The following is an 18,446-nucleotide window of genomic DNA, read 5'->3' as shown; positions in this document are numbered from 1 at the left end:
TTGTTCAAACTTAACGAGGTTCTACAATTAATTTTATTGCTGTACGTTCTTCACCATCAATCATAATGTCTGTAAAAGCTGGGATACAAATCAAATCCAAACCACTAGGCGCTACAAACCCTCTTGCAATTGCTACTGCCTTCACAGCTTGATTTAATGCACCTGCGCCAATAGCTTGGATTTCTGCTGTTCCGCGTTCGCGAATAACCCCAGCAAGTGCACCGGCTACAGAGTTAGGGACCGAAGTTGCTTTAACTTTTAATATTTCCATTCCTCGTTTCCTCCTCGTTTCTTTAAAAAGTATTAGCGATTGATTTCACTTTAACTTATATTCACGAGGGGAGACATGTATTCCTGCTAAATTTCTGTAATTTTTCTAAAAAATTAAAATATAATGTTTTTTCTAACTTTTAAATGATCTTATTCGAAAAATGGCTGATCATCATTGATTAAAATACGTTCAATTTTTTTCGCTTTTCCTGTATTTGGATCCACATCAATTAATACTGCACTTAGTTGCGTTCTTCCATTTGTTACTTCAAAACGTACAGGTAAATTCGTTAAAAATTTCTTCAGTACAGCTTCACGATCCATACCTAAAATCCCATCATACGGACCAGTCATTCCAACATCTGTAATATAAGCTGTTCCGCTTGGCAAAATACGATTATCTGCTGTTGGAACATGCGTATGTGTCCCTACGACTGCCGTAGCACGTCCATCTACGTACCAACCAAGCGCCTGTTTTTCACTTGTTGTCTCAGCATGAAAATCAATAAAGATAATATTTGTACGTTTTTTCGCAATGTTAATTAATTCATCTACTTTTCGGAACGGGCAATCAATTGGCGGAAGGAACGTACGTCCTTGTAAATTAATTACCGCTACTTCGGTACCGTTACAATTTACAAAAATAAGTCCTTTTCCCGGTGTTCCCTCTGGGAAATTGGCTGGTCTTGCAAGATATTTTGCATCATCAATAAACTCAAACACTTCACGGTTATCCCAAGCATGATTCCCAAGCGTAACTGCTTGTGCACCACACTCTAAAAAGTTTCGGTAAATTTTCTCTGTAATACCACGGCCACCTGCAGCATTTTCTCCATTAATAATTGTTACAGTAGGCGTATATTTTTTCTTTAACGCCGGTACGTATTGTTGAATCATACCTCTTCCAGGGGATCCTACTACATCTCCAACAAATAAAATTCTCATATGTCTTACCCTTTCTATGTACTACTTATTTTATTACTCACTAATAAGAAAAACAAACTGCTCATTAAAACTCTTCTTCCATTCTAGCCAACTAGAATGGAAATCGAATAAAGTGATTTGCAAACGATTTATTTTATATTGCCCAATCCCAACACAAAAAAATAAAGTGGTGTTTCACCACTTTATTTTGCGTATTCCACTGCACGTGTTTCACGAATAACTGTTACTTTAATATGTCCTGGATAATCCAGTTCATTTTCAATACGTTTTCGAATATCGCGTGCTAAACGATGGGCTTCTAAATCATCGATTGTATCCGGTTTTACCAAGATGCGAACTTCACGTCCTGCTTGAATTGCAAAAGATTTTTCTACTCCTTCATAGGATTCTGAAATCTCTTCTAACTTTTCAAGACGACGAATATAGTTTTCAAGCGTTTCACTACGAGCTCCTGGTCTTGCAGCTGATAACGCATCCGCTGCTGCAACTAAAACTGCAATGATGGAAGTTGGTTCTGTATCACCATGGTGAGATGCGATACTATTAATAACAACCGGATGCTCTTTATATTTCGTTGCGAGTTCAACACCAATTTCAACGTGACTACCTTCTACTTCATGGTCAATTGCTTTTCCGATATCATGCAATAGACCTGCACGTCTTGCTAGTTTTTCATCCTCGCCAAGCTCCGCTGCCATAAGTCCTGTTAAGTACGCTACTTCCATAGAGTGTTTCAACACATTTTGTCCATAACTTGTACGGTATTTCAAACGACCTAAGATTTTAATTAAATCTGGATGTAATCCGTGGACACCTACTTCAAATGTTGTTTGTTCCCCAACTTCGCGAATATACTCATCCACTTCACGTCTCGATTTTTCGACCATTTCCTCAATACGTGCTGGGTGAATACGTCCATCCTGTACGAGCTTATCAAGAGCGATACGAGCTGTTTCACGACGAATTGGATCGAACCCTGATAGGATTACCGCTTCTGGCGTATCATCAATAATAAGGTCAATACCTGTTAACGTTTCTAACGTACGAATATTACGACCTTCACGCCCGATAATACGTCCCTTCATTTCGTCATTTGGAAGATTTACAACCGAAACGGTTGTTTCAGCAACATGATCAGCTGCACATCTTTGCATTGCAAGAGATAAAATCTCTTTTGCTTTCTTATCCGCCTCTTCTTTCGCACGAACTTCACTTTCTTTTACCATAACGGCAATTTCATGAGAAATTTCACTTTCCACTTTCCCTAAAATGATTGCTTTCGCTTGTTCGCGTGTCAGATTGGAAATGCGCTCTAATTCCGTTTGTTGCTTTTGAACTAACTCTCCCACTTTGCTTTCCAACTCTTCAATCTGTTGTTGTCTCGCTACAAGAGATTCCTCTTTCTTTTCTAACATCTGCTCACGTTTATCGAGCGTCTCGTCTTTACGATCAAGGTTCTCTTCTTTTTGCATTAAACGATTTTCTTGTTTTTGTAATTCGCTTCTACGATCACGAATTTCTAATTCAGCTTCTGTACGAAGTGTATGAATTTCATCCTTTGCTTCTAAAAGCGCTTCCTTCTTAAGTGCCTCTGCTTCACGATTTGCATCTTCTAAAATGCGTCTCGCTTCGTTTGCTGCACCATTAATCTTCGCTTCTGCAATAGACTTTCGAACAAAAAAGCCAACAACTGCACCGACTGTTGCAAGCAAAATGGAGATGAGTATCCAAATTAATGTACTACTACTCATGATTTCACCTCCCCTTGCCATGAATGAAAAAAGACTGTCGGCATGTACATTAATTTGCAACGTACAGCAAAGACCGTCGTCCCGCTTTTTAAGGGACTTTCTTCATTTCACAATTAAAATGTCATATTATTATTTCGAAAAGGTATAGAACCTACTCCGAATGTTACTTCTCTTCTAGAGAAGAGTGTATCGTATATAAGAAAAAATATACATTCTCATTGTATCTATCGCAATTTTCATTGTCAAGCGTTGTCTACTTTTACTTTCTTTACCTTTGTCATATAAATCTCCTTTTAACGAAAAAAGTTTATATTCACCAAAGATGACACCCCTTACCTAATCAGTTTTAACAAGGGAGAACGCCTGAATGAAAGGCCTTGCTACATATTATTGTGAAATAAAAAATAAAAGACACGAAATCGTGTCTTTTGTTAATCTAGAATAGCACCTTCTTCTAAGTTTCCAGCATCTTCACCAATACCATGATGTTCACGAATAAAGAATGCAATTTCATCTCTTAATTCTGGATTTTCTTTTAAGAATTGTTTTGCATTTTCGCGCCCTTGTCCTAAACGTTCTTCATTATAAGAATACCAAGCACCACTTTTTTGAACGATATCAAGTTCAGAAGCCATATCTAAAATTTCGCCTTCTCTTGAAATCCCTTCTCCGTACATAATATCAACTTCAGCAACACGGAAAGGAGGTGCTACTTTATTTTTCACTACTTTTATTTTTGTTTTGTTACCAACAATATCATTACCTTGCTTTAATTGCTCAGCGCGACGCACTTCAAGACGAACTGTTGAATAGAATTTCAACGCACGACCACCTGGAGTTGTTTCTGGGTTCCCGAACATAACCCCAACTTTTTCACGAATTTGGTTAATAAAGATTGCAATTGTTTTTGATTTGTTAATCGCACCGGAAAGCTTACGAAGTGCTTGTGACATTAGACGTGCTTGTAAACCGACGTGAGAGTCACCCATTTCTCCTTCGATTTCCGCTTTTGGTACAAGAGCCGCTACAGAGTCAATTACGATAATATCAATTGCACCGCTTCGTACTAAAGCTTCTGCAATTTCTAGACCTTGTTCTCCTGTATCAGGCTGTGATAATAGTAACTCATCAATATTAACACCCAATTTTTGTGCATATACAGGATCCATCGCATGTTCTGCATCAATAAATGCTGCTTGTCCACCTTGACGTTGCACTTCTGCAATCGCATGTAAGGAAACCGTTGTTTTACCTGAGCTTTCAGGTCCATAGATTTCGATAACACGTCCGCGCGGGTAACCACCAACACCTAAAGCTACATCAAGTGCTAATGAACCACTTGGAATTGTAGAAATTCTACGTTCTGCCTGTTCTCCTAATTTCATAATGGAGCCTTTACCAAATTGCTTCTCTATTTGTTTTAACGCCATATCTAATGCCGCTTGACGATCACTCATTCAAAATTCCTCCTTAACTGAATTGCTAATCTTATTATACCTATTTTCATATCAATTTGCCAACAAAAATCGAACGTTTATTCGTTTTTTTGTTTTCCATGGAAAAAGTTTCATTTTTCATCACAAAAAAACTAGAAGAAACTCACATCTCTTCTAGTTTTTTGTATAAATGATAAAATCCATATTTCACAGAGCGTTCTCGAATTTGCTGACGACTTCCACTTAATTTAAGAGGAAAAACAAACGTTGGTTCATTCTTTATCGCTAAACCTACAAAAACAGTACCAGGCTCTTTATTTTCCGAAGCATCCGGTCCTGCCACTCCAGTAAAGCTAATTCCAATATCTGCCTTCAATAGTGTCTTTACATTTTCAGCAAGATAACGAGCACATTGTTCGCTAACAGCACCGACTGTTTGTAAGATTTCTTCAGGCACTTGTAAAACATGTTGTTTCACATCGTTATGATAGCAAATCACGCCGCCTTTAAAAACAGAAGATACGCCGGCATTTTCTGTTACTTGATTCCCAAACAGACCGCCTGTTAAACTTTCTGCACACGCTAAAGTTAAAGCTTTTTTATTCAATAAATCAATCGCTTTATTATGAAGAAAATCTTGATTATATCCGTAGAAAAACTCCCCTACTCGTTCTAAAATCAAATCTTCTACATGTTGAATCAACACTTCCGCATGCTTTACATCATGGTGTTTAGCGGTCAAACGAAGCGTTACTTCTCCATCTGAAGCTAGCGGAGCAATTGTTGGATTCGTTTGACCATCAATTAAGTCTTGAACTTTCACTTCCAGTTGGGATTCTCCAATGCCGAAAAAACGAAGAATACGGGAATATATATGCTCTTCAGTTGTAAAGTTACGTAAAAACGGCTCTACGTAGCTTGTATACATCGGTTTCATTTCTTTTGGTGGGCCCGGTAATAAAATATAAACCTTCTGGTTCTTAGCTAGCCCCATACCCGGTGCCATACCATGATCATTTGCAAATACAGTCGATCCTTTCAAAACAAGTGCTTGTTTCTTATTATTTTCTGTGAATTCGCGTCCTGTACGTTTAAAATACTCGCCAATTGACGTTAAAGCCACTTCATCATAAACAAGTTCTTCTTGTAAGGTTGAAGCAATTGTTTCTTTCGTTAAATCATCTTTTGTTGGTCCCAATCCACCGGTAAAAATGAGTATATCTGCACGTTTCTCAGCAATTTGAATTGCTTCTTGTAAACGATGATTATTATCACCCACAACCGTATGATAATACACATTAATTCCGATGGAAGCTAACTTTTCAGATAAAAACTTCGCATTTGTATTTGTAATTTGCCCGAGTAACAATTCTGTTCCAACCGCAATAATTTCGGCATTCATTCCGATTCCCCCATAAGCTGTTATTTTGAATTTACAAAAGCAGCTCTATTTTTCCAGAAATAGTCCCAGCCAGAAATAACCGTAAAGATAAGTGCAATCCATATGAAAATATCCGCAACCGGAATATGGATTAAATTTAACGGTACATCATGTAATAAATATGCTGAAATCGCAATAATTTGTGTCCATGTTTTAATTTTCCCTAACATATTCGCCGCAACAACCTCACCAGTTCCAGCCAATATAAGACGTAATCCTGTTACAGCAAACTCACGGCTAATGATTACAATAACAATCCAAGATGGAACATATTGCATTTCTACTAATGTAATAAGCGCTGCTGAAACAAGTAACTTATCAGCTAATGGATCAAGAAACTTACCTAGATTCGTCACGAGATTATACTTTCTTGCATAATGACCATCAATCCAATCTGTAGCTGAAGCAACAATGAAAACTATCGCTCCTACTAAATGTTGAATTGGTAAATCTACATTTCCAACTGTATATGTTCCCCAGTTAAAAGGAGCTAACATAATTACTAAAAAAATTGGAATTAAGCAGATTCGAGATATTGTAATTTTATTTGGTAAATTCACAGCTATTCCTCCATCATGTCAAAAACATTTGTTCATTGGAAAAAAGTCATCGAAGCGATGACTTTTATTGTGCAGGTTGTCCTACCCCTAGATTTTTAATCACTAATCTTTGGTGATATTCCTTTTCTGGATCTAGTGGGAAAGCAACAACTTGGCCATTCAGTTTAATTTCAACATTCGGTGCACTTCCGATGTTGAGAAGTACTTCTTTTGCTGTTGTTAAATCATGTTTTTCTGTTTGACCTTCTTGAAGTGTACCATTAAAAACGACATTTCCACCTTCATTTTTAATGTCTACATAACTTGCACCCTTCGCTGTAATTTCTAACTCCAGTGCTTTATTATTATGAATTTCCAAAGTAGATACCTTACCACTTGTTCCAACAAGCTTCACTTCTTCTTGTCCAGCAGGCGGCTGTTGTGCTGGTGGTTCTTCTTTCTTTGGCTCTTCTTTTTTAGGTTCTTCTGCTTTTACTTCTTCTTTCTTTTCATCAAGCGGAGAATTTTTCGCCTTCTGTACTTCTATTTGTTCACTTTTCGTTTGTTTTACTTGTCCTTCATCTTTTCCAATTAACCATTGGAAAACAAACCACACAGCTACCCCTACTGCAATTACCAATAATGCAATCAATATTTTAGACATATGATCTGCTATTGGAAGCGATGCTGCTTTTTGCATAGTTTCTTGTGTTTTTTGACCTTTTGATATTTGCGGTACATCATGAGATTCAGATTGTGGTACTACGCTTTGATACTCTACAATCAACTCTTCTCCGTTCAGACCAACCGCGTCCGCATATTGTTTAATAAATGCACGTGCATAAAATGCACCAGGCAATATACTATAATCGCCCTCTTCAATTGTTACTAAATACCGTTTTTGAATTTTCGTTACCTCATGTAGCTGATCAATAGATAAGCCTTTCGCTTCTCTTGCTTCCTTCAGCTTTTGTCCTAATTCCGTCACTACTAACACCTCAATATTTCTTTAAAAGTCAAACATAGAGAAATTATTTTGCGCTCCTTGCTCAATTTCATCTACTAAATTATATTGAATTTCTTCATCATAATCGTTACGCAATTCAATAATATAATCAAAATCATCAAGTGTATATTCTGATTGACTCACAAATACATCTGGATGTTCGACAACTTTAGTTGCGGGTAACCTCATAATTTCACGAACGAGTTGCCAATGCCTTTCATTCGCACGCTTTGTTGAAACAATGCCATCTAATATAAAAATATTATCGTCACTATACTCATCTTCAATCAGTTGACTGCGTACAGTTTGTTTAATAAGAGTAGACGAAACAAATAGCCAACGCTTATTTGCACAAACACTTGCAGCAACGATAGATTCCGTTTTTCCAACGCGAGGCATTCCTCTTATTCCGATGAGTTTATGCCCTTCTTTTTTCATTAGTTCCGCCATAAAATCAACGAGTAAACCCAATTCATCACGAACAAAACGAAATGTTTTCTTATCATCTGCGTCTCGCTGTATGTACCTACCGTGCCTAACTGCCAACCTATCTCTGAGCTTTGGCGGACGATATTTCGTTACCGTTATATTATCCATCGTATTCAAAATTGATTCAAGTCTAGAGATTTGCTCTTGGCTATCACACATAAGCAACAGCCCGCGCCGAGCGTTGTCTACACCATTAATTGTGACAATATTAATACCAAGCATACCGATTAACGAAGAAACGTCACCAAGCAAGCCAGGTCGGTTTTTATGTATTTCATATTCAAAATACCATTCAATCATCAAATGTCACTCCCCCTGCTTACTTTACACCTACGTACTATATTATATGATTTTACGTTAATAGGGAAGATAAATGTATAATGAATCACGGTATTTTCAATACCTAAAAAAAAGAGAGGATTTTCTCCTCTCTTTTTTACTTATGTTGTACAAACTTTACCATTAAGTTAGCAATCATGTGTTGTTCTTGTTCATCAGCCACTTTCCAAAGCTCAGCTAATAATTTTTCTTGATCATTTCGCGCCTCTACTTCATTTGCCAAATAATCGCCTACACGGAATGCCATATCTGAAACTGCACCACCATCAAGCCCTTTTCCTTGCGCCTGTTCTAAACGTTCTCCTAAAAAGCTTTTCCACTGGTCAAAATTCTCTAATACTGACATGTTTAAGCACCTCACTATTAAGTAATAGAATCATACTTAATTTGTACAATTTCTCACTTTTTATGTACATATTTTTATTTTAACAATGCCAGCCACCGTTTACTCCAATAATTTGCCCTGTTATATAGGAAGCCCCTGGTGATACAAGGAAAGAAACAGTTTTGGCGACTTCCTCTGGAAATCCAATCCTTCCAGCTGGAATCTCTTCTGCGATCTCTTTCTTGTCCTCTTCTGAAAACACACTTAACATTTCCGTCTCTATGGCTCCTGGTGCCACTGCATTTACACGTATACCACTTAGCGCAACCTCTTTTGCGAGCGCCTTTACATAAGAGTTTTGTGCACCTTTTACCATAGAATACAGCACCTCACAAGACGCTCCTACTTGTCCCCATATAGATGAAATAACAACGATATTTCCACTTCGCAGGCGGATCATCGATGGAAGCGCAAGTGAAAGAAGGTTATAAACACTCTTCACCTGCAATTCCACCATCTCATTCAATTGCTCATTTGTCACATCTGTCGCCAAACCAAATATACTTTTTCCAGCTGCATACACAATAACATCAATCGGATAATGAATTTGCGCCCAGAGCTTTTGCACGCCATCTACCGCTGCTAAATTCGCTTGAACTGGAATAATTGCACCAAGTTGCTGTTCTAATTTTTTTATTTTCTCTTCACTTTTGTTGTAATGGACATACACCGTATAACCATCTTCAACTAATTGTTTCGAAATTGCAGAGCCAATTCCTCCGCTTCCTCCAGTCACTAATGCAAACTTTGTCATATGTATCCTCTCTTATCTTTCCTCTACAGAGAAACTCTTTCAAAACACTAATCTTATCATGTATTCACAAACAAATAATACCCCCACCTTACAATTCAGCAATAGCCAAAAGGTTAGGTGGGGGATAAACTGTCCGTAAAGTTCTAAATCGTAAGGCTTAAGCCCCACTTATTCATGTTTCATTTTATTTCTTCGGCAAGACTTGGCAAATACTCATTCTTTCTTCAGATAAAAATACTTTGGCTCCTTCTTGTAAATCTTGAACAGTTAATCCCTCTAAAACGGACAGAGCATCAAACAAACTAGATTCATTAAACGCATACCTTGTGAATTGATTTGCAATATATTCAGGTGAGTTAAGCGATCGTAAAAAGCCGCCAATTTTCTTTTTCTTTACACGCTCTAACGCATTCTCATCTAATTCATTATAATTAGTCTGTAGTAAAACACCTTTTAAACGTTCAGCTAGCTCATCAGGTTGCTTCGTATCACCACCAACCATCGCAAAACCAAAGTTACCTTCTTCTGTATAATCATAAGAGAATGAGTCATCAATAAGTCCTTCATTATATAAAGACTCATAATGAACTGATCCTTTCCCAAATAAATAATCTAAAAGTAATGTAAGCGCGATCTCTTGTTTTAAAAGCTCTTGCCCTTTTTCTTTAAGCCCAGTCGCCTTTATGCCTATTAAACATTTCGGTGTTTGAACAGGCATAGAAATAATTTTTTTCTTTTCATTTACTGATTCTGGTTCATCTTCAAACGAACGTACGATTTCTGGTTGATTTTTATAATCTTTTTTCGCCTGATTTTCACGTACTAAGTTCATTGTTTTTTCTGGGTCAATTGCTCCTACAACAAATAACAACATATTGCTAGGATGATAAAATGTCTCGTAGCACTCATACAATAAGTCTTTTGTAATTTTACTAATGGACTCAATTGTTCCTGCAATATCAATTTTAATTGGGTGTTTGACAAATAAACTATCGATTAAGCCAAAATACAAACGCCAATCCGGGTTATCTTGATACATTTGAATCTCTTGACCAATAATTCCCTTTTCCTTTTCAACTGTTTTTTCAGAGAAATAAGGTTCCTGAACAAAATTTAATAATGTATTTAAATTTTGTTCTACATTTGATGTACATGAAAACAAGTACGCTGTTCTCGTAAATGATGTAAACGCATTCGCAGAAGCACCTTGTTTACTAAACAACTGAAACGCATCATGATCTTCTTTTTCAAACAATTTGTGCTCAAGAAAATGAGCAATCCCATCTGGCACTCGAACCATTTCTTCTTTTCCAAGTGGAACAAACGTGTTATCAATGGAACCATATTTTGTTGTAAACGTCGCAAAAGTTTTATTAAATCCTTGCTTCGGCAATATATATACATCTAACCCATTTGGAAGCTTTTCATAATAAAGTGTTTCTTTTAATTGTTCATAAGAAATTTTCTCCATCTATTCTCCCTCCGTTCCGTGTAAAAAGTAAATCGAATCTAGCTCAATATTATTGGCAACCTTTACAATTTTCTCTTTTGTAACACGTTCAATTCCAGTTAACCATTCCTCTACTGGACGGGTACGTTCTGCAATGACGCCATGATAAAGCATTTCTACGAAACCACGCGGTGTATCAATTGCCTCTAAAATTTGGTTTTGAATTACACTCTTTGTTTGATGAATTTCTTCTTCAGAAAAGTCACCGTTTTGCATTGCTTTCATTTGCTCTTTAATAATCTCGACTGCTTTTTCATAATTTTTCGCTTCAATTCCCGACATAACAAAGAGAAGACCTTTATGACTTTCAAAACGCGACGCTGCATAATAGGCTAAACTGTTTTTTTCACGTACATTCACAAATAATTTCGAATGTGAGAATCCACCAAATAGCCCGTTAAACAGCTGTAGCGCAAAATAATCCTCATCACGGTACGTAATATATGTGCGATATCCGATATTTAATTTACTTTGCTTTAATTCTTGTTTTTCAACAATTTCTTGTTCTTCATTATTTCGCTTATGAAGAATGACATTTTTGTCTTTTGCTGTACGAGGCGCGATTGAAAAGTATTTACCTACTAAGTCAACCGCATCTTCATCTATGTCACCAATGATATATAGATCCATTTCATCTTCCGCTAACACCTTTTGATAATAGCGGTATAAAGTTTCATTTGTAATGGAGGCAACGCGCTCTTTTTGACCATTTGCACTTAAACGATATGGTTCCACTTTACACATTTCTTCTATTAATCGTTCATTCGCATAGCGCATTTTATCATCATATGTAGCTTCAATTCGTTGCACGAGCGCTCTTTTTTCACTTTCTACAATTGATGATAAAAAACCGCTCCCTTCCGTTGCTGGGTGTAACACAATATCAGACAGCATAGACAGTGCTTTTTCAAACAACGGCGGTGCATCTTGTAAATATGTTTCGTTGGCAATATCCACATAAATAGAGATGATATGATCTTCCCCTTTTTTACTTACATCTACCGCCAGAGAAGAACCGTACAACTCCTCTAAATATTGGCGAAGACGAATTACAGATGGTAGTTTTTCTGTTGCACTTTGCAATACATATGGTAATAAAGCACGCTCTGTCACCGTTTCTTCATTTAAAGGTGCTTTAAAGCGAAATACAAATGTATTTGTTTTATATTTATCTGTCGGAATCATATGTACACGTAAACCACCTAGTTCATGCATTTGCTGTTCCATCAGTTTCATTTTATAGCCCTCCTTTACGTATGTAGGAATATTCCTCTTCAATATACAGTTTTTAGAAAAGAAAAATCAACTTTTCTCCCTTATCATCTTTATTTCCTTTTCCTTCTAATCATTTCTTCATTAAAAAGCAGAAAATACATTTCTGTATTAAGCATATTCTATGTAAAAAAGCCCGCACTAATGTGCGAGCTTTTTCTATACTTTTTAAACGATTATCTTTTTCCTTTTTCATACGGTGTTCCAAGTGCCTTTGGAGCTTCTGAACGTCCTACAAAACCGACAAGTGCTAAAATCGTAAACACATATGGTAATATCGCTAAGAAAACACTCGGAATTTCTTTTAATACAGGGATTGTACCACCAGTTACCCCTAGTGATTGTGCAAATCCAAAGAATAAAGCAGCTCCTAGTGCACCAATTGGGTTCCATTTCCCAAAGATCATAGCAGCTAACGCTAAGAAACCTTGTCCCGTAATCGTTGCACCTGAGAAGTTGTTTGAGATTGACAGTGCAAAGGTTGCACCGCCTACTCCAGCAAACATCCCTGAAATACAAACAGCAATATAACGCATTTTATATACATTAATCCCCATTGTATCCGCAGCCATCGGATGTTCACCTACCGCACGAAGACGAAGACCAAACGGTGTTTTATAAATAATATACCAAACAACAAATGCTAAAATAATGGCAATATACGATGTTAATGGTACATTTGAGAAAAAGATTTTTCCAATAACCGGAATATCCGACAGTCCTGGAACATCAATTTTCTCAATACGGTAGTGAATAAAATCAGTTTGTCCTTTACCAAAGATTTTCTTAATCGCAAAAACAGTTAAACCAAGAGATAAAAAGTTAATTGCTACTCCACTAACAACTTGATCCGCACGGAATGTAATCGATGCAACTGCATGAAGAAGTGCAAATAATCCGCTACCAATTGCTGCAAATATAAGTGCAATCCAAGGAGTCATAGCCCCCCAAGTATCCCCCATTAATAGCGTGGTAACAACACCAACAAATGCACCAAATAACATTAATCCTTCCAATGCGATATTTACAACACCAGAACGCTCACTAAATACGCCACCTAACGCTGTAAAGATTAGAGGTGCTGCCGTGTATAACGTACCCGTCACAAGAATGGCTAAAACATCTAGAAAGCTCATTTATTTCCCCTCCTTGCTTATGCGCGTAAGTGTCCAGCGTAAAATATAACTACAAGCAACAAAGAAAATAATACATGCAATAATTACATTAATTAACTCAGATGGTACATCTGCTTCAAAGTTCATTTGCGGCGCTGCACTTTTTAAACCTCCAAATAATAACGCAGCAAGTATAATACCAAATGGATTATTCCCTCCAAGAAGCGCTACCGCAATCCCGTCAAATCCAATTCCGGTAAATGTAGCCATCGCTGTCATACTTTGGAACGTTCCAAGCCCTTCCATCGCGCCACCAATACCAGCAAATGCACCCGCAATTGTCATAGATAACACAACATTACGAGACACTTTCATACCAGCATATTGAGACGCTTGTTGGTTAAACCCAACTGATTTCAATTCATAACCTAAAGTTGTTCTATCTAATAAGAACCACATAAGAATCGTAACAAGAATTGCGACAACAATTCCCCAGTGAAGACGAGAGCCATCTGTTAAAGAAGCTAACCAATCTGAAGCTAATGACGCACTCGGCTGAATATCATATGTTTTGTCATTGCCTTCATGTAAAAAGCGTTTAATGATGTCATATGTAACATATAATGCAATGTAGTTCATCATAATCGTTACAATAACTTCATTAACCTTAAATTTCCCTTTCAAATATCCCGGAATAAATCCCCATAGTCCACCAACTATAGCTGCCACTAAAATAGACAATGGAATATGAAGAAAGGCAGGTAATGATACTGCATAACCAAACCAAACAGCAGCAAGCCAACCAACTAACAATTGTCCTTCTACCCCGATATTAAATAAACCTGTACGAAACGCAAAAGCTACCGATAACCCCGCAAGAATAAGCGGAATCATTGTACGAAGCGTCTCTCCAATTGCGCTGGGACTTCCGAACATACCAGTCCAAAGTGCACTATATCCAACAATTGGATCATACCCACTAACTAACATAACAATGGCACCAACAAGCAACCCAAATATAACGGATAATACAGGAACTAAAATATTAATCGTTCGCTCCGTTAAAAACTTTTTAGCCATTTGTACTCACCTTCGCTTCCCCTGTTCCACCAGCCATTAAAAGACCTAATTGTTTTTCATTTGTTTCTTTTGCATTAACAATCGCGACAATTTTCCCTTCATAAATAACAGCAACGCGGTCACTCACATTTAAAATTTCATCGAGTTCTAAAGAAAGAAGAAGCACCGCTTTTCCTTTATCTCTCTGTTCAATTAATTTCTTATGAATAAATTCAATCGCACCTACATCTAAACCACGTGTCGGCTGCGCTGCGATTAATAAATCTGGATCACGATCTACTTCACGTGCAATAATTGCCTTTTGCTGGTTCCCGCCAGATAATGCACGAGCTACTGTTTGCTCGCTAGGTGTACGTACATCAAACTGCTCAATCAGCTCTTTTGCCTTTTTCGTTATTTTACTAAAATTTAAAATTCCTTTATTTGAAAATGGATTCTTATAATATGTTTGTAAAACAATATTATCTCTAACGGAAAAATCAAGAACGAGTCCATGTTTATGACGGTCTTCTGGAATATGACCGACTCCTTCTTCCGTAATTCGTCTAACAGGCCAGTTTGTGATTTCTTTTCCATTAATTGCAATAGAACCTGACTCAACTTTTCGTAAACCAGTAATTGCCTCTATTAATTCACTTTGTCCATTCCCATCAATCCCTGCAATACCGACGATTTCTCCTGCACGAACAGTTAAGTCAAGGCCTTTTACAGCAGGCAATTGGCGCACATCATGAACAACAAGATTTGCAATAGAAAGTACATCTTCCTTAGGTCTGGCATCTATTTTTTCTGTTTTAAAATTCACTTGACGTCCGACCATTAGTTCTGCAAGTTTATGTTCATCTGTATTTGCAACGTCAACCGTTCCGATTCCTTTTCCTTTACGAATAATCGTACAACGATCACAAACTTCCATAATTTCTTTTAACTTATGTGTAATAAGAATGATAGATTTCCCTTCTCGCACAAGCTTTTTCATAATTTGAATAAGCTCTTGAATTTCTTGAGGAGTTAATACTGCCGTCGGTTCATCAAATATTAAAATCTCTGCTCCGCGATACAGCGTTTTTAAAATTTCAACACGTTGCTGCATACCAACTGAAATATCTTCAATTTTCGCATACGGATCTACAGCTAAACCATATTGTTCTGATAATTGTTGAATCTCTTTTGCAGCTTCATCAATAGCAATTTTCCCTTTTCTCTTCGGTTCATTTCCAAGAATAATATTCTCTGTAACTGTAAAATTATGAACAAGCATAAAATGTTGATGAACCATACCAATCCCGAAGTCATTTGCAATATTAGGGTTTGTAATCTTTACAGGATTCCCTTTAATTTTAATTTCTCCTTGTTCTGGCTGATATAATCCAAAAAGAACGTTCATTAACGTTGACTTCCCTGCACCATTTTCTCCGAGTAAAGCATGTATTTCTCCCTGTTTTACTTGCAGCGTAATATTATCGTTCGCTACAATGCCTGGGAATACTTTTGTAATATTATTCATCTCAATTACGTATTCCATTTTGTTCCTCCTTTTAGCAGGGAACAGTCCCCAATTACACTCTATTAAAAGTAATTTTATATATACAAAGGTTAGTTCTAAGAACTAACCTTTGCTATTTCTCTATTATTTCTTAAGAGCAGCTTCGTATTCTTTGTACTCTTTATCAGTAGCAGGTACTTTAATTTCACCAGCAGTAATTTTCTTTTCAAACTCTTCTACTTTTGGTAAAATTTCTGGATTTACTTTTTTTACATTATCAGTTGTTTTCGCAATGCCAACACCTTCATCTTTCAAACCAAACGCTTCTACTTTTCCGCCTTTTAACTTACCATCTTTTGCTTCTTGTGCTACTTTTTCAACCGCAACATCAACGCGTTTCACCATAGAAGTTAGCGTTACGTTTTCAGGCATACCTTCTTGATTTTGGTCACGGTCAACACCGATTACCCAAACATTTTCACCTTTCTTCTTACGGTTTTTCGCTTCAGTAAACACGCCGTTACCAGTACCACCAGCAGCATGATAAATTATGTCTACTCCTTGTCCGTACATTGCTGATGCAAGTGCAGCACCTTTTTCAGGTTTATCAAATGCTTCTGCATATTCAGATACAATCTCAATATTTGGGTTAACAGCTTTAGCACCAGCTTTAAATCCATTCTCAAACTTACTAATTAAATCACTCTTCATTCCACCAACAAACCCAACTTTATTTGTTTTTGTTGACATCGCTGCTACTGCACCTACAAGGAATGATCCTTCATGATCCTTAAATGTAATACTTGTTACGTTCGGTTGTTTTACTACAGTATCTACAATCGCAAACTGTTGCTTTGGATTTTCTTTCGCAACTTCTTCAATTGCTTTTTCTAATTTATAACCAATACCAAAAGATAAATCATATTTATCTTTTGCAAATTTCTTTAAGTTCGGAATATAGTCCGCTTCTTTTTCAGACTGAAGGTAACGATAGTTCGTCTTCTCTTTTAGCCCATTATCTTTACCGAATTTTTGTAAACCTTCCCAAGAAGATTGGTTAAATGATTTATCATCAACGCCCCCAACGTCTGTAACCATACCTACTTTAATGCTCTTTCCATCTTTTTTATCTCCACTTGCTTTATCCGAGTTACCACATGCACCTAACACCGTACTCGCCGCTAACGTTAATGATAATAAAAGACCTGTTTTTTTCTTCATACTAGAAACCCCTCCTAAATGATATATGTATCTATTAATATGCTAGTGTCCCCTTCTTCTTGCTGTCACCTCCCTAAAAAGGAACGAATTACATACGTTTTCGTAATACGTGGAAGCTAAATTTATCTGCTCTAAAATAATTAATAGAATATAAGATCGGCTCATCATTTTGATCATAGTGCATTTGCTTTAGAATCAGCAGCGCTGTTTCTGGTTCGCATTGTAAAATTGGTGATATTTTTGGATGATAACCAATTGGTTCAATATGAGCAACCGCGTATGTAATGCGTTTATGCGTGTTATTATGAATAACAGTAAGTAGCGATTCCTCATTATAATCAGACAAATCTGGTAATACTTCTTTTGCCAACTTGTCAATGCAATAGACAACAGGTTCCCCATCTGCTGTACGAACACGCTCAATCATCACAGCCTCAAAGCCTTCATCACTATTAAACTTTTCTTTTTCCTCTTCTGTTAGACTCGTAGTAGATGATGATAAAAAGATTGTTCCCGGTGTTTTCCCCACACTAGAAATCATATCTGTAATACTAGAAAGTTGTTCAATTCCAGAAGAAAACAGCGGTTTTGCATTCACAAAAGTACCAACGCCATGTCTGCGAATAACAACATTTTCCTCTTCTAAAATACGCAATGCTTCCCGTAAAGTCGCTCTACTTACGCCAAGTTCTTTTGCTAAATCAAACTCTGAAGGCAATTTTTGTTTTTCTTTATATGCCCCGCTTTTGATTTTCTCTTTAATATGATCGATCACCCGTAAATATAAGTGTCGACTATCGGATTTAACTGACATAAGACTCCCCCGCATTCCAATTATTCGACCTCTGATGTAAGACTTCTGTTCTCGATTTTCAACCAATACATGACATACCTTACATAACGATACGATAAAATAAAATTTGTCGAATAAATGTTAATAATTTTTCAAAATGAAATTTTCTATCTTTATTTCATAAAAAAAACTTTGCACCCCAACATTCCTCATATAGAGAAAAAGTTAGATACAAAGATCCCTTACATCCTTTGTTACACACTTTTCCCCTCATAGTCTAGCAATTCATGGTTGCCAGGTAGAAACTTATGGACCTTATCTCCAAGATTATATGAGGCAGTGATTCTTTTCGAAGTAATCGTACCACCTGCTCCCATATGTGTCAACACAATTCAACATTTTTTCGCAAGTAATATCGAACATTTTTCAAAAATAACATTGAAAGCATTCGTATTCTAAAGAACTATCATAAATGAAAGCCCTTTCTTGCGTGACAGTTCTAGTATATAACAAAAACTCCATATAAAAAAGCCCAATTGTGAACTGTACCCTATAAAATGGACAGTTTAATAAAAAGACCTTTAAAAATTAGGCACTTAAAAGATGGTTCCGGT

The 18,446-nt window shown here is 36.8% G+C and carries 17 protein-coding genes and 1 riboswitch; all 17 genes read right to left on the bottom strand.

The annotated features are described in order from the left end of the window. Positions 1-10: 10 nt before the first annotated feature. The 17 genes from spoVS to JDS96_RS14955 all read right to left on the bottom strand — a co-directional run bounded on the left by spoVS (position 11) and on the right by JDS96_RS14955 (position 17,853). On the bottom strand, positions 11-271 hold the full coding sequence (spoVS, locus tag JDS96_RS15035; RefSeq protein WP_000404341.1) for a stage V sporulation protein SpoVS: 261 nt from the start codon (positions 269-271) through the stop codon (positions 11-13). Positions 272-420: 149 nt separating this feature from the next. Further along, positions 421-1,215 (bottom strand): TIGR00282 family metallophosphoesterase, encoded by a 795-nt coding sequence (locus JDS96_RS15030; RefSeq protein ID WP_003199419.1) that lies wholly within the window; start codon positions 1,213-1,215, stop codon positions 421-423. Positions 1,216-1,397: 182 nt separating this feature from the next. Next, positions 1,398-2,966 (bottom strand): ribonuclease Y, encoded by a 1,569-nt coding sequence (rny, locus tag JDS96_RS15025; RefSeq protein WP_016115916.1) that lies wholly within the window; start codon positions 2,964-2,966, stop codon positions 1,398-1,400. 431 nt (positions 2,967-3,397) lie between these two features. Beyond that, on the bottom strand, positions 3,398-4,423 hold the full coding sequence (gene recA, locus JDS96_RS15020; RefSeq protein WP_003199415.1) for a recombinase RecA: 1,026 nt from the start codon (positions 4,421-4,423) through the stop codon (positions 3,398-3,400). 142 nt (positions 4,424-4,565) lie between these two features. Further along, entirely contained in the window at positions 4,566-5,804 is a 1,239-nt protein-coding gene (locus JDS96_RS15015; RefSeq protein WP_199667267.1) for a competence/damage-inducible protein A, read from the bottom strand. A 20-nt stretch (positions 5,805-5,824) separates the two neighbouring features. After that, positions 5,825-6,403, bottom strand: a complete 579-nt coding sequence (pgsA, locus tag JDS96_RS15010) for a CDP-diacylglycerol--glycerol-3-phosphate 3-phosphatidyltransferase (RefSeq protein WP_018764686.1) — start codon at positions 6,401-6,403, stop codon at positions 5,825-5,827. A gap of 64 nt (positions 6,404-6,467) precedes the next feature. After that, entirely contained in the window at positions 6,468-7,379 is a 912-nt protein-coding gene (locus tag JDS96_RS15005; protein ID WP_097786802.1) for a helix-turn-helix domain-containing protein, read from the bottom strand. 12 nt (positions 7,380-7,391) lie between these two features. Then, complete coding sequence (locus tag JDS96_RS15000; protein WP_016115921.1) at positions 7,392-8,177, bottom strand: DUF3388 domain-containing protein; 786 nt, start codon at positions 8,175-8,177, stop codon at positions 7,392-7,394. 136 nt (positions 8,178-8,313) lie between these two features. Then, entirely contained in the window at positions 8,314-8,562 is a 249-nt protein-coding gene (locus tag JDS96_RS14995; protein WP_003199403.1) for a DUF3243 domain-containing protein, read from the bottom strand. Positions 8,563-8,641: 79 nt separating this feature from the next. Next, the gene (gene ymfI / locus JDS96_RS14990; protein WP_006095666.1) at positions 8,642-9,355 is read right to left on the bottom strand and encodes an elongation factor P 5-aminopentanone reductase; all 714 of its coding nucleotides are present in this window, start codon (positions 9,353-9,355) and stop codon (positions 8,642-8,644) included. Positions 9,356-9,539: 184 nt separating this feature from the next. Beyond that, positions 9,540-10,826 (bottom strand): EF-P 5-aminopentanol modification-associated protein YfmH, encoded by a 1,287-nt coding sequence (gene yfmH / locus JDS96_RS14985; RefSeq protein ID WP_199667266.1) that lies wholly within the window; start codon positions 10,824-10,826, stop codon positions 9,540-9,542. Continuing rightward, positions 10,827-12,101 carry an EF-P 5-aminopentanol modification-associated protein YfmF gene (yfmF, locus tag JDS96_RS14980; protein WP_199667265.1) on the bottom strand — a complete coding sequence of 425 codons (1,275 nt, stop codon included), beginning with the start codon at positions 12,099-12,101 and terminating at the stop codon, positions 10,827-10,829. 212 nt (positions 12,102-12,313) lie between these two features. After that, complete coding sequence (locus JDS96_RS14975; RefSeq protein WP_003199393.1) at positions 12,314-13,273, bottom strand: ABC transporter permease; 960 nt, start codon at positions 13,271-13,273, stop codon at positions 12,314-12,316. Further along, complete coding sequence (locus JDS96_RS14970; protein WP_018764690.1) at positions 13,274-14,332, bottom strand: ABC transporter permease; 1,059 nt, start codon at positions 14,330-14,332, stop codon at positions 13,274-13,276. Then, positions 14,325-15,857: an ABC transporter ATP-binding protein gene (locus JDS96_RS14965; protein ID WP_199667264.1), complete on the bottom strand. Its 1,533-nt coding sequence runs from the start codon at positions 15,855-15,857 to the stop codon at positions 14,325-14,327. Before JDS96_RS14965 ends, JDS96_RS14970 begins: the two co-directional genes overlap by 8 nt. 105 nt (positions 15,858-15,962) lie before the next feature. Beyond that, the gene (locus tag JDS96_RS14960; RefSeq protein WP_199667263.1) at positions 15,963-17,039 is read right to left on the bottom strand and encodes a BMP family lipoprotein; all 1,077 of its coding nucleotides are present in this window, start codon (positions 17,037-17,039) and stop codon (positions 15,963-15,965) included. A gap of 88 nt (positions 17,040-17,127) precedes the next feature. Continuing rightward, positions 17,128-17,853: a GntR family transcriptional regulator gene (locus JDS96_RS14955; protein WP_000114183.1), complete on the bottom strand. Its 726-nt coding sequence runs from the start codon at positions 17,851-17,853 to the stop codon at positions 17,128-17,130. Between the two features lie 232 nt (positions 17,854-18,085). After that, positions 18,086-18,187: riboswitch (purine riboswitch) on the bottom strand. Between the last annotated feature and the right edge of the window lie 259 nt (positions 18,188-18,446).

It is taken from the genome of Bacillus cereus group sp. N21 (assembly GCF_016483395.1).
In the GTDB taxonomy this organism is placed as follows: domain Bacteria; phylum Bacillota; class Bacilli; order Bacillales; family Bacillaceae_G; genus Bacillus_A; species Bacillus_A pseudomycoides.
Note: the sequence above shows the minus strand (reverse complement) of the source record. Positions and strands in the feature narration are given on the sequence as shown.

Coding starts and splice junctions, on each gene's coding strand:
- recA (WP_003199415.1), bottom strand. CDS start 4,423: ATGAGTGATCGTCAAGCGGCATTAGATATGGCGTTAAAACAAATAGAG.
- JDS96_RS14960 (WP_199667263.1), bottom strand. CDS start 17,039: ATGAAGAAAAAAACAGGTCTTTTATTATCATTAACGTTAGCGGCGAGT.
- JDS96_RS15030 (WP_003199419.1), bottom strand. CDS start 1,215: ATGAGAATTTTATTTGTTGGAGATGTAGTAGGATCCCCTGGAAGAGGT.
- JDS96_RS15015 (WP_199667267.1), bottom strand. CDS start 5,804: ATGAATGCCGAAATTATTGCGGTTGGAACAGAATTGTTACTCGGGCAA.
- JDS96_RS15000 (WP_016115921.1), bottom strand. CDS start 8,177: ATGATTGAATGGTATTTTGAATATGAAATACATAAAAACCGACCTGGC.
- JDS96_RS14965 (WP_199667264.1), bottom strand. CDS start 15,857: ATGGAATACGTAATTGAGATGAATAATATTACAAAAGTATTCCCAGGC.
- yfmF (WP_199667265.1), bottom strand. CDS start 12,101: ATGAAACTGATGGAACAGCAAATGCATGAACTAGGTGGTTTACGTGTA.
- JDS96_RS14995 (WP_003199403.1), bottom strand. CDS start 8,562: ATGTCAGTATTAGAGAATTTTGACCAGTGGAAAAGCTTTTTAGGAGAA.
- ymfI (WP_006095666.1), bottom strand. CDS start 9,355: ATGACAAAGTTTGCATTAGTGACTGGAGGAAGCGGAGGAATTGGCTCT.
- JDS96_RS14970 (WP_018764690.1), bottom strand. CDS start 14,332: ATGGCTAAAAAGTTTTTAACGGAGCGAACGATTAATATTTTAGTTCCT.
- rny (WP_016115916.1), bottom strand. CDS start 2,966: ATGAGTAGTAGTACATTAATTTGGATACTCATCTCCATTTTGCTTGCA.
- JDS96_RS14975 (WP_003199393.1), bottom strand. CDS start 13,273: ATGAGCTTTCTAGATGTTTTAGCCATTCTTGTGACGGGTACGTTATAC.
- JDS96_RS14955 (WP_000114183.1), bottom strand. CDS start 17,853: ATGTCAGTTAAATCCGATAGTCGACACTTATATTTACGGGTGATCGAT.
- yfmH (WP_199667266.1), bottom strand. CDS start 10,826: ATGGAGAAAATTTCTTATGAACAATTAAAAGAAACACTTTATTATGAA.
- spoVS (WP_000404341.1), bottom strand. CDS start 271: ATGGAAATATTAAAAGTTAAAGCAACTTCGGTCCCTAACTCTGTAGCC.